The organism is Sedimentitalea todarodis, assembly GCF_032595355.1.
GTDB lineage: Bacteria > Pseudomonadota > Alphaproteobacteria > Rhodobacterales > Rhodobacteraceae > Sedimentitalea > Sedimentitalea todarodis.
In genome coordinates this window covers 1-12337 of sequence record NZ_JASMWN010000009.1, presented here as the reverse complement: position 1 = coordinate 12337, position 12337 = coordinate 1, and the positions used below count along the sequence as shown (strand labels likewise).

11 protein-coding genes and 1 pseudogene are annotated in these 12337 nt (G+C 55.1%); 5 read left to right on the top strand and 7 right to left on the bottom strand.

Annotation, left to right across the window (positions count from 1 at the left end):
- Entirely contained in the window at positions 1-1254 is a 1254-nt protein-coding gene (locus tag QO231_RS12280) for a sarcosine oxidase subunit beta family protein (protein ID WP_007206138.1), read from the bottom strand.
- 129 nt (positions 1255-1383) lie between these two features.
- On the opposite strand from QO231_RS12280, the gene QO231_RS12275 reads away from it, so the two are divergent.
- Positions 1384-2379: a GlxA family transcriptional regulator gene (locus QO231_RS12275; protein WP_316776560.1), complete on the top strand. Its 996-nt coding sequence runs from the start codon at positions 1384-1386 to the stop codon at positions 2377-2379.
- A gap of 49 nt (positions 2380-2428) precedes the next feature.
- Here the strand turns inward: QO231_RS12275 and QO231_RS12270 are convergent, their stop codons facing one another.
- From QO231_RS12270 to QO231_RS12245, 6 genes are all read right to left on the bottom strand, one after another.
- Complete coding sequence (locus QO231_RS12270; RefSeq protein ID WP_316776557.1) at positions 2429-4003, bottom strand: BCCT family transporter; 1575 nt, start codon at positions 4001-4003, stop codon at positions 2429-2431.
- Positions 4004-4075: 72 nt separating this feature from the next.
- Positions 4076-5197: an ABC transporter ATP-binding protein gene (locus QO231_RS12265; RefSeq protein ID WP_316776953.1), complete on the bottom strand. Its 1122-nt coding sequence runs from the start codon at positions 5195-5197 to the stop codon at positions 4076-4078.
- Positions 5197-5991, bottom strand: coding sequence for an ABC transporter permease (locus QO231_RS12260; protein WP_007206142.1), 795 nt, complete (start codon positions 5989-5991; stop codon positions 5197-5199). The genes QO231_RS12265 and QO231_RS12260 overlap by 1 nt, the downstream gene beginning before the upstream one ends.
- Before the next feature lies 1 nt (position 5992).
- Positions 5993-6838, bottom strand: coding sequence for an ABC transporter permease (locus QO231_RS12255; protein WP_040483269.1), 846 nt, complete (start codon positions 6836-6838; stop codon positions 5993-5995).
- Positions 6839-6912: 74 nt separating this feature from the next.
- Entirely contained in the window at positions 6913-8031 is a 1119-nt protein-coding gene (locus tag QO231_RS12250; protein ID WP_316776546.1) for a polyamine ABC transporter substrate-binding protein, read from the bottom strand.
- Between the two features lie 45 nt (positions 8032-8076).
- Complete coding sequence (locus QO231_RS12245; RefSeq protein WP_040482930.1) at positions 8077-8880, bottom strand: creatininase; 804 nt, start codon at positions 8878-8880, stop codon at positions 8077-8079.
- 91 nt (positions 8881-8971) lie between these two features.
- Here QO231_RS12245 and QO231_RS12240 point away from each other — a divergent pair, with 91 nt between their 5' ends.
- From QO231_RS12240 to QO231_RS26265, 4 genes and pseudogenes are all read left to right on the top strand, one after another.
- Complete coding sequence (locus tag QO231_RS12240; RefSeq protein ID WP_007206146.1) at positions 8972-9868, top strand: LysR substrate-binding domain-containing protein; 897 nt, start codon at positions 8972-8974, stop codon at positions 9866-9868.
- A gap of 121 nt (positions 9869-9989) precedes the next feature.
- Positions 9990-11204, top strand: coding sequence for a M24 family metallopeptidase (locus QO231_RS12235; protein WP_007206147.1), 1215 nt, complete (start codon positions 9990-9992; stop codon positions 11202-11204).
- A gap of 260 nt (positions 11205-11464) precedes the next feature.
- A complete protein-coding gene (locus QO231_RS12230; protein WP_316776528.1) occupies positions 11465-12052 on the top strand; it encodes a dimethylsulfonioproprionate lyase family protein in 588 nt (195 codons plus the stop codon).
- A 212-nt stretch (positions 12053-12264) separates the two neighbouring features.
- Positions 12265-12337 (top strand): annotated as a pseudogene (locus QO231_RS26265) (IS6 family transposase); the annotation flags it as partial.

The window sequence follows — 12337 nt, the reverse complement described above, 5'->3', positions numbered from 1 at the left end:
TCAGTGAGCAACGGCGGCTGCGGCGGCTTCGTCGATTAGACGGCCGGTGGTGAAGCGCTCAAGCGTGAACGGCGCGTTGATCGGGTGCGGTTCGTCTTTGGCAACCGTCCAAGCCAGTGTATGCGCTGCGCCCGGTGTGGCCTTGAATCCCCCCGTGCCCCAGCCGCAGTTGACATACAGCCCTTTGACCGGCGTCTTGCCGAGAATCGCCGATCGGTCTGGCGTCACATCGACAATCCCGCCCCATTTACGCAGCATCCGCATGCGGTTGAAGATCGGGAACACCTCGCAAATGGCAGCCACGGTGTGCTCGATCAACGGCAAACCGCCGCGCTGCGAATAACTGGTGTACTGGTCCGTGCCAGACCCAATCACTAGCTCGCCCTTGTCGGACTGGCTGATATAGGCATGCACGGTGTTTGACATCACGACGCACGGGAACACAGGCTTAATCGGTTCGGAAACAAGCGCCTGAAGCGGATAGCTTTCGAGGGGCATCCGCACACCCGCGCTCTCCATCACGACACTCGTGTGACCGGCTGCGGAGACCGCGACCTTCTTGGCCTTAATGAAGCCCTTGGCGGTATCTACGCCCTCGACCGACCCGTCGGGCGCGCGCCGTATCGCGATGACCGGGCAGTTCTGGATGATGTCGACGCCGCGCTTGGCTGCAGCCCGTGCGTAACCCCAAGCGACAGCATCATGCCGCGCGGTGCCAGCGCGCTTTTGCAACGCAGCGCCCATCACCGGATAACGCGCATCAGGCGAAATGTTCAGCGGCGGACAAAATTCCTTGGCCTGCTGCGGGTTCAGCCACTGGTTGTCGACGCCGTTAAGACGATTGGCGTGGATGTGGCGCTGGAATGACTGCACGTCATGCACGTTATGCGCCAGCATCATCACGCCGCGCTTGGAATACATGACGTTATAGTTTAGCTCGGTCGACAGGTTGTCCCACAGATCCAGAGCGTGATCGTAGAGCTTTGCGCTTTCATCATATAGGTAGTTCGAGCGTATAATTGTCGTGTTGCGCCCAGTATTGCCCCCGCCAAGCCAGCCTTTTTCGATGACTGCGACATTCGTTATGCCATGTTCCTTGGCCAAGTAGTAGGCCGCACCCAGACCATGGCCCCCTGCCCCGACGATGATCACATCATATTCGGCTTTGGGTTGTTTGTCGGGCCACTGTTCGGGCCAATTCTTGTGGCCGCTCAGCGCGTTTTTTAACAGCGAAAAGCCGGAAAAATGTGTCATTTTAGGTAGCCTCGAATCTATATGGAACCTGTCCTCCTTTTGGTCGCATATCACCCCATTTCGACATTGTATTTTTACGCCAAAAACATAGTATATCTGCGTCTCGGGACGCTTAATGAAGAGGTCTAAATGGAATCCAAACCCGTTCTCAAAATTGGGTTCATCCTGGCACGGAGATTTACCTTGTCAGCTTTCGCAAATTTTGCGGATGTCCTGCGATTGGCGGCAGATGAGGGAGACCGCTCGCGCCCGATACGGTGTTCATGGCGCATCGTGTCTGCGACAATGAACCCGGTGGTTTCCAGCTGTGGCATTCCCGTGCACCCCGATGAACGCCTTGGCGACCCAGAAAAGTTCGATTATGTGGTCGTAGTCGGCGGGTTGATCCCCGCCATTCAAGACCTCAATCCTGACTACATTGCCTATCTTAAACGTGCGGCGCTGGCTAACGTGCCGATTGTTGGGGTCTGTACCGGCGCGTTCATCCTTTACAAAGCAGGGTTGATGAAAGGATATCGCTGCTGCGTGAGCTGGTTCCATCACAATGACTTTTTGGAACAGTTCGAGGGGCTCATTCCGGTGTCCGATCAGATATTCGTGGTTGACCGCAATCGCCTGACCTGTTCCGGCGGTGTTAGCTCGGCGCACCTCGCCGCCTACCTGGTGGAGCGGCACATTGGGTCGGCGGCAGCACGCAAAAGCTTGAATATCATGATCATCGACGAAGCGCAGACGCCCGAAAATCCTCAGCCTGGTTTACCGCTTGAATTTGCCACGTCGGACAAGCTTGTCAGGAAAGCGTTGCACCTCATTCGCCAGAATGTGGCCACACCGATGACGGTCGATCGGCTATCAGAACGCTTGAAAGTCAGTCGTCGGATGCTGGAGCGCCATTTCAGAGAGGCGCTTCAAATTTCGCCTGCAGAGGTAGGCTTGTCGGTCCGACTCTCAGTTGCGCGTCATCTTTTGAGTGGCACTGATACCTCTATCACACAGATTGCCGCGGCAACGGGATTTTGCGATGCATCGCATTTCGGCAAGGTGTTTCGCACCCGCGAAGGCGTTCCCCCGGATGCCTGGAGACAAAAAGATCGCGCGACTGCTGCGCGCGATCTTTTGGCTTGAAAATGACCGCGTCCGGCGGGCACTTTGCCACACGCCTAAGACGCGTTGCTCAGTTGGTCTCGCCGAGCTCTGCCGATGCTTCTGTTTTGTGCTCAAGCGACAGGCAGCGAACGATGGCGACGCACATCAGAACCATGATTATCGAGAACGGCATCGCGGCAATAATCGCCGCCGTTTGCAAGGTGCTCAGCGCCGCGCTGCCGCCTACGATCAGTAAGACCGAAGCCACGACGCCTTCAAAGGTGCCCCAGATCAAGCGGTGACGATACATCGGGTGCTCATTGCCTTCACTCAGAATCGTGGCCACGACCAGCGTGCCAGAGTCCGACGACGTGACGAAATAGGTCGTCACCAGGATCGTTCCAAGCACACCCGCGATCACGCCGATCAAGCCGACATTCATGGCCTCAAAGGTTGCGAAAAGCGCCATGGACACATTTGCGCTGACCGCATCGGATACGCCGCCCGGCCCAAATAGTTCGGTCCACAACGCCGTGCCGCCATAGGCCACGATCCAGACGAAAGACACAAGCGAGGACACCCCAACAACACCGAAAATGAATTCCCTCACGGTTCTGCCCCGAGATACACGCGCGACAAACACCCCAACAAACGGCGCCCAGGATATCCACCAGCCCCAGTAGAAGGTTGTCCACCAGCCCTGCCACATGTCGCTCCAACGGGCCGCTTCGGCGGGCACGCTTTCGACATAAACGTTGAACGAAAACAGGCTCTTTGCGTAAGACAACGTGGCATCACCCAAGCTAAGCATCAGATACCGCGTCGGCCCCCAGGCAAAAAAGAAGATCAATAGGACGATGGTCAGCCACATGTTGACCTGAGACAGCCACTTGATGCCCCGGTCCAAACCAGAAAGAACCGAACACAATGCAACGGCGGTGATGACAGCGATTAAGACAAGCTGGACTGCATCCGAAATCGGGACGTCCCAGATATGGTTCAGACCCGCGTTGATCTGCGTAACTCCTAAGCCAAGCGAAGTAGCGATGCCGAAAATAGTCGCGAATACTGCAATCACATCGATCACGACGCCGAGCGCCCCTTCGACCCGATCCCCAAACAGCGGGTAGAGGGTGTAACGAATTCCTAGCGGTTTTTTCAGGCGATAGCTGACAAGACAAAGAGCCAGTGCGACTATGCAATAGATTGCCCAAGCGTTTAGGCCCCAGTGGAAGAAGGTTACCTGAAGCGCCATATCCGCCGCTGCTTGATTGCCTGTGCCTTCAGCAAACGGCGTGCCCCCGGCATAATGGAACATCGGCTCGGCGATCGACCAGAAGATAATGCCAATCCCCTGCCCAGCAGCATAGAGCATGGCGAACCAGGTGAAGTAGCTGTATTTCGGTCGCTCATCCGCATCACCAAGCCGGAGAGAGCCATATTTGCTGACGGCAATCGCGATCAAAAAGACGAGAAAAACACCCGATAGGACAACGTACCACCAGTTGAAGTAGAAGGTAACGAATGTCCGGGCTGAATCAATCCAATCTGCCGAACTGGCCGGAAACGCCAGCACCAGAAAGACGAAAAGCAGTATGACGCCCGCCGAAATTAAGGACGAGTACGGATTTACGCCTCTGAAGACTCCAGATCGAATAAGCATGATAACCGGCCCCGTTGTTCGAATTGATTGCGCGGATCGTAATCTCACGCGCGCGCTGATGTTAGACCAAACTCACTTGTTCTCGCCAGGCAGCACGTGACAGCTTCCGGATTCCCAATGCACGACCACTTTCGAGCCGGGATGCAGATTGAGCACCGACAATTCGTCATGGCTTTTCTGTACTTTAAGCTCTTGGCCGCCAGCGGTCTCGAGAAAGACCATTGCCGTGCCGCCAATGAATTCCTCACCTGCAACGCTGGCCTCTATCCCGGGTTGACCACTGTCTGGCAAGCTCAGTTGCATGTTCTCCGCGCTGACGATGAAAGTGACCTTTTGACCCTGCCTGGCATCCGGCCGCTCGCTCTTTGGCAAGATGGTCTCTCCACCCTCATAGGCGACCTGCCAGCCATCTGCACCGGCCGGGCCCTGAACCACACCATCAAAGATGTTGGCCGAGCCCAAAAACTCCGCGACAAAGCGATTGTAAGGCTCGCGATAAATTTCTTCAGGCGTTCCGATCTGTTCGATCTGACCCCGGCTCATGATGACCACACGATCGGCCATGGAAAACGCTTCTGACATGGAGTGTGTCACATAAACAAATGTAATCCCCAGATCCTTTTGCAGATTTGACAAGACAGCCTGCATGCGCACTTTGAGGTGTGCATCAAGCGCTGAGAGAGGTTCATCCAGCAGCAGGATCTTCGGCTCGGTCACCAAGGCACGGGCCAAGGCCACACGTTGCTTTTGACCGCCAGACAGCTGATTGATGTTGCGGTTCGCAAACTCTGTGATCTGCATCTTCTCAAGCCACTTTTCCGCGCGCTGCCGACGTTCCTCTTTGCCGACACCCCGCATCTTGAGCGCAAACTCGACGTTTTCCTGAACAGTCAGAAACGGGAACAAGGCCAAAGATTGCCAAACCATCGGCGTATCGCGATCCCACGTGGCTTTGCCGTTCACCTTCTCGCCATCAAGATAGATTGCGCCTTCAGTGGGATCTTCCAAGCCTGCAAGCATACGCAGCGTCGTGGTTTTGCCACAACCAGATGATCCCATGATGGCCAGGAACTCTCCGCGACCAATCTCGAAATCAGCTTTTTCGACTGCAGTGAAGTTTCCGAACCGCTTTACGACGTTGTGGAACTTCACGATCGCTTCTGATTGCTGTTCCATTTGTGCGTTCGCTTTCATTATTTTTCCTCCTCCGGGCTGCGCAGCAGAAGCTGGGCCAGAATGATCAGTGTCATTGAGCTTAGGAAGGCGAGTGAGCCGATGGCGTTGATACGCGGGCTGACCTGACCTTGCAGGAAGCCGAGAATCTTCACAGGCAATGTTTCGTTGAGGCCTGACACGAACCACGCGACCGCAAATTCATCGAACGAGACTGCCATGGTGATGAAGAGCGCGGCAAAGATCGCAGGCTTGGTGAACGGGATGATCACATAGCGAAGAGTCTGCCATTGATTGCCGCCCATGTTCCACGATGCCGCCTCAAGGTCAGGGTCCATCTGCGACAGGCGCAAGCGGATGATGGCCATTGCAAACGGGCTGCACATCACACCATGCGCGATGATGACGGAAATGGTCGTACCGGACAGGTTAACACGGCTCAGGAAGGCCAGCATGGCCAACCCCATGATCACGACCGGAATGGTCGGTGGCAAAAGTGCCAGAGCTACGTAGACGGATTTACCGGTGAAGTTGTACCGGAAATCTGTATACGCCCCGCCGAAGCCCAGGATGGTTGCAATGACAGCGACGGTCAGCCCCACGACCAGCGTATTGCCGAAGCCCTGCCAAACCAGCGGGTCTTCCCAGATCAGGCGGTACCATTCGGTCGAGAACTCGCCCAGAGGCAGCGACGGGAAGCGGTCGGAGTTGAGCGAGAACACAAAGCTTCCGGCGATCGGGGCAAATATGAACAGCAGGCAAAGCACGATGTGCAGTTTTAGCAGCGCGTTGATTATGCGGTTTTCGTTACCCATCTTATTTGCCCCGCTCTTTATACGCATAGGTGACTGCCGCGAATGCTGCGGTGAGCAGCGTGATAATCATCATGATCGCAACCACCGCCGCGCGGGGCCATTGCTGACCGGATTTGGTGAAATCGGTGATCATGATCGACAGTGTCGGAGGGTTGCCGCCCCCAAGATACAGCGGGCTGACGAAGTCTCCAAAACTGAGGATAAATGCAAACAGCGCAGCGATCACAAGACCCACTTTGGCTGATGGAACGATCACCGCAAAAACCGTCCGCAATCTACCACAGCGCAGGTTATGCGCAGCCTCGATTAGGTCGCGATTGACGAAGTTCAGGCTGAATGTCTGCAGCAGAACAACCAAGGGCAAAGTCAGCGTCACCATGCCCACGATGATCCCAAATGCGTTGTTCAACATCGGGAATGGCCCAAGACCAATATACGCGAATGCCGCGTTTATGATGCCCGCATCAGACAGGAAGACCTGGAGCGAATAGACCCGGACAAGATAGCTGGTGAAGAACGGAATGATGAGAATAAAGATCATCCACCGCTTGGCTTTCTCACTCATCTTGAATGAAATCGCATAGGAAGCCGGAAAAGCGATAATGCTGGTGACCACGGCTGCCGTCGTAGCAAGGACCATGGTCCGGAAATAGGCGTCCCAAAACACACCACGTGACAGGACACGCTCCCAATTTCCAAAGTTGAGGTCGGGCGTCATCTGAAAGTTGCGCACTGTCCAGAAACTGATCGCGACCAGAAACAGGAGCGGAAAAAGAAAAAACAATAACTGCCAGAGCAGCAGCGGCATCGACAAGATCAATGAAAAAAGTGTTGGTCGCTTGGTCATATCAGATCCCATAGCTGAGCAATCGGGCGTCTTGTTGGGGCGCAAAGAACCATGCGCCCCAACTCAAAAGCGCCTTACGCGCCTTTGTAGTCGGACCAAAAATCATTCCAGTCTTCGAGGCTCTGCTGAACCGGAAGCTGACGATACTGGATCAGCCCTTCACGGATCATGTCCATCGCATTGCGCTGTCCCAGAACCATGTTTTGGCGCTGTGCCTCGGCGGGATTGGTCTCATTGAGCACGCGCCATCCTGCCTGCGAGGGCACGATAGCCGGATAGGCTGCCATGTCAGCAGATTTCGCCTGGCCTTCCGGGGAGGTGATGTACTGGATCCACTTCTTGGCCATTTCCTGATTTTGTGAGCCTTTGCCGATCGAGAAGCTCTCGGTCCACTGCAAGCCACCTTCCTTTGGAATGACGCTGCGTACCGGACTGCCGTTCTTTTCCAGGGTACCGGTGATCCAGTCACCAATCCCTGCAAAGGCCAGCATTTGCCCGTTGTCGAGCGACGAGAAGGTGCCGCCATAATCGAAGAAGCCGCCAGCTTGACGGCGCAGGCCCATGGTATGCTCCTGCACTATTTCCCAAGCCGCTTCGTCGATATCGTAAGGCGATGAATTGCCGACATGGAGGCTCATCTGACCCAGGTTGGGCAGGTGCCAGTCAAAATGGCCGAGCTTTCCAGTCAACCGCTCGTCTGCAAAAAGATCGTAGCTGGAGGCCTCTTCTTCGGTGAAGGCATCCGTATTGTAGGCTACGCCGAGAAAGCCAAATCGCGTAATAACGGAATAGAGCTTGTCGTCCTGCCAATGGCCAGGGAACTTCTGGAATTCGGGGAAGAAGTCGTCAAAGGCGTAGTCAGCCGGATCCAGCTCTTCGATATAGCCAGCAGCGTTAAGCTGCTGCACATATTCGCCATCCGACAGGATCACATCAAAAGTACCACGCGGGGATTGCGCAATCAGGCCCAGCATGTTGTCACCGCCGGTGTAGTATTTAGGCACGAACTTGACGTTGTTGGCCTCTTCGAATTCACCAACGATATCGGGCTCTGCGTGACCATACCAAGCAAGCATCGACAATTCGGTCGTTTGCGCCGCGGCACGGATGGACAGGAAAGGCGTAGCCAAGGCTGCGGCACCTGTCATCTTCAGCAGACTGCGGCGACTTGGTCGGATCAATTTAGTGGACATCGGGTTACTCCTTGTTGGGATCATTTTCTTCTTTTGATGGGAGGATCAGCTTGCACTCGCCAGTGCGGCGGCTTTGCCGAACTCGTTTGTGAGCGCCGCAATAATACCCTTGGTGCACACATCCAGAAGGATATCGCCCTTTTCGGCGGTAGCTTCTTTTGGTGAGGACAGCGTCCCACTTGCTGGTGTCCATTCCGGCTTAGCCGGGTAGACGTCGTAGGGCGGAAATGTTGCCGGGGCGTGCTCTACCGCGCTTTGAAGTGACACGAGATCGGGGTGCAAACGCAGCATCAGGGACGTTTCCAGAACCCCTCCATGCTCGATGTCCCATCCGAGAAAGCCGTTCGGATACAGCTTCTCGATCGACGCCTGATCCACAAAGTCCCAATATGACAGGACTACGACCTTGACGTCATGAATGTCGCCCCAACCCAGCTCGCGCAAGGCAAGGTCAATCGCTTCCGTAATGAACCAGGAATTCTCAAAGTGGCCATTGACGATGCACAGATTGCGCACGCCGTGACGCACGAATTCCTTGACCACGTCCTTGAGCGCGTTCACCAAAGTCGCGCCATCAAGGCTGGTCGTGCCGGGAAAGAAGTTTCCGCCACCGGATTTCTGGTGCGATTTGTATCCGTAGGTGAACGGCGGCGCGACAAGGGCGCCGACCTGCTCGGCCACGCGGCGGGCGAATTCGGTCGGCAAAAGCACATCGACATGCATCGGCATATGATGGCCGTGCTGCTCCATTGATCCGAGCGGGATCAGGATGGGCACATCGCCGTTCTGGACTCGCTTCTGGTAGTCGGGCCAAGCCATTTCGGCGGCGAAAACTGTAGAATGTGACATTGCACCCCCTGCATCTGAAGATCGTCAGACCTTAGGGCAGCTTGCTTTGCCACAGAAATTCATAGTAACAATGCTTGGATAAGGATTGTTAATGATGCGCAAATTCACCAACCTGCAAACTGACCTTCTTCGGACCTTCGTGACTGTGGTCGACCTACGCAACTATACGGAAACCGGGAATATTCTCGGGCGGACGCAGCCGGCGATATCGTTGCAGATTAAGCGCCTTGAAGAGGTTGTCGGTGCCAAATTACTAAAGCATGAAGGCAAGCAGGTAGAGTTGACGCCGGACGGGCAGACTCTCCTGGGCTATGCACGGGAGATGCTGCGCCTCAATGACCGGGCGGTAGCCAATTTGCAGCAGGCAGCCTTTCTTGGAACGCTCAGGATTGGCCTGCCGGTCGACTATTCAATTGAGTATTTCCAAAGCGTTATTGCCAAGTTCTCGCACGAGAACCCTGCTGTTTTGTTGGACATTCGCTGTTACCGAAGCCGTGAGCTTCTTGCAGCCCTCCATGTTGATGATCTGGATATGACCATTGCCATCACAGATGAAATGCCCGCGCCCCACGTCTCCATCTACTGGTCGGAACGTCCGGTCTGGGTTTGCGCCCGCGATCACAAGATAGATCCGGACCAGCCACTCAAGGTGATCGCGCATCCCGACGGCTGTTTCTATCGCAAGCGTATGATCGACGCGCTGAATACCGAAGGGCGCGATTGGCGCGTATCCTTTGAAAGCCTCGGCGTCTCAGCTCTCCAAAAGGCAGTTTTGGATGGCATGGGCGTCACCGCGTTAACAAAGAAGACGTTGCTGCCCGGTATGCGGGTCCTCACCGCCAGCGATGGCTTCCCGAAGTTGTCAAAGATCCACATTGGGCTGTTCTACAAGCACATAAAGATGTCCGATGCCGCGCTGAAACTGATCGAGCAGATCACGGAGGATGTGTCATCCTTCCGCTTGCCGACGCGTGCTCGCGCCGGATAATGGGCACGCCCACCAGGGTAAATTTGTAATTCTTATGGTAAGATGATTGCAATTAATTTTTCGTCGCATCGCCACACTGCTACGCAGACAAGGTCACTGTTAGCAGAGAGGAATATCGACAATGGACGACATGCTCCACGTCATGGAATGGCACAACGGCGAGAAGGAGTTCTCGCCCTTTTCAGATAACGAAATGGCCCGTCGCCAGAACGAATTGCGCGACTGGATGGGCAAGAACGATGTCGATGCATCACTCTTCACCTCTTATCACTGCATCAACTATTATAGCGGATGGCTGTACTGCTATTTCGGTCGTAAATACGGCATGGTCATCGACCAGAAGAACGCCACTACGATCTCTGCCGGCATCGACGGCGGCCAACCCTTCCGTCGCAGCTTCGGCAACAACATCACGTATACTGACTGGCGTCGTGACAACTTCTACCGCGCGATCCAGCAACTGACACCGGGTGCCAAGCGCATCGGTATCGAATTCGACCACGTGTCGCTGGAATACCGCCAACTGCTTCAGGATGCCCTGCCGGGCGTCGAGTTCGTTGACGTCGGTCAGCCCGCGATGTGGATGCGGACGATCAAGTCGGCCGAAGAAATCAAGCTGATCAAAGAAGGCGCCCGCGTCGCCGACGTTGGCGGTGCTGCTGTGGCCGCTGCGGTCAAAGCCGGTGTTCCCGAACACGAAGTCGCCATTGCCAGTACCAATGCGATGATCCGCGAGATTGCCAACTCTTTCCCCTTCGTCGAATTGATGGACACCTGGACCTGGTTCCAGTCCGGCATTAACACCGACGGCGCGCACAACCCGGTAACGAACAAGAAAGTGCAGTCGGGTGAAATCCTCAGCCTCAACACTTTCCCGATGATCTTTGGCTACTACACGGCGCTGGAACGCACACTGTTCTGCGACCACGTTGATGATGCAAGCCTCGATATCTGGGAGAAGAACGTCAAGGTCCACGAGCGTGGACTCGAGTTGATCAAGCCGGGCGCGCGCTGCATGGATATCGCGATCGAGCTCAACGAGATGTATCGCGAATGGGACCTGCTGAAGTATCGTTCGTTCGGATACGGCCACAGCTTTGGCGTTCTGAGCCATTACTATGGCCGCGAGGCTGGCGTAGAACTTCGCGAAGACATTGAAACGGAGCTCAAGCCAGGAATGGTCGTGTCCATGGAGCCCATGGTCATGATCCCGGAAGGTCAGCCTGGCGCTGGCGGCTACCGTGAGCATGACATCCTAGTGATCGGCGAGGACAACACAGTCGAGAACATCACCGGATTCCCATTCGGCCCCGAGCACAATGTCATCAAGAACTAAGATCAGTGCTATCTCGGTAGCAAACAATATTGCTATGATCAGCGCCCTGTTGGCGCTGGTCATAGCGGTAACCCTCCTATCGCGTGAAACCCAAAAGCACGGCTACACAGTGATTGCGCGCGGCGGGGGCCTACCGATCTTCATCCAAACGAACAGCGCCTACTAATCCATGCTGGACATAATGGTTGGCGTTACCGTTTCGTCGTCTGGCGGCATTGGCCGTCAGACAACTTCAATCATTTTGAAACCCTGATGTAAAAATGCGAAACCGAGCCCTACAAGAGTTTCTAGATGCGGCAAGAATTGCCTATTCTGCCCGTGCGCGAGATCCGAACTCTGTCAGCTTGGTTGAACAAGTCTTTGCCACCCTTGAGTCTCCCGCACCACAATCACAGTCCGACAGCGGTCGACTTCCGGTCTGCAAGTATCTCACGGATATTGCGAACCCGTCCGTCTCCGACGAACCTGATCTTCGACAGGTGATGACGACATTCTTTAGCATCGAACCGACGCTCCGGTGGCGGCGCCGTCAAGGGGATTGCAGCGGTGCAAGCGAAGGTTTTGCCGAAAACCATGCAAACGCGATGATTGTCGGTCCCGGTGGCCTCGAACCGCGAGAGGACGTTTGGCTGGGAGTGTCGCTTCTCGGGCCAAACGTGCAGTATCCCAATCACAGGCACCCACCCCAAGAAACCTATCTTGTCATGAACACGGGCGACTTTCGTCAAGGTCGGAACGAATGGGTTCATGTGGCGAAGGGCGAAACCTTCTACAATCCGCATAATATCCCGCACGCGATGCGGTCAAATGATCTTCCACTCCTCGTTTTCTGGGTCCTGAAGGAATAGCCGGAGCGCAAAAGATGCTGTGCATGCTTCTGTGATGAAAAAGAGGCGCCACTCGCTCACCCTATGCGGATTAAATTGCTTGAGGAATATTGGGCAGGCTGGAACTTAACAGCTTCAGACCTGAGACAAAGCGGTCATTGCAAGGCGCTTGGTACATAAGCGTGCGGTATTGCCAAGTTGTTGACTGGGTTTGGTAGAGGTATGTCTGCCTCATGAACATTCCAATCGATTTGCCGCCCCTGAAGGGCTTTCGCTACCCACGTGAAATCATCGCGTTCGCTGTCT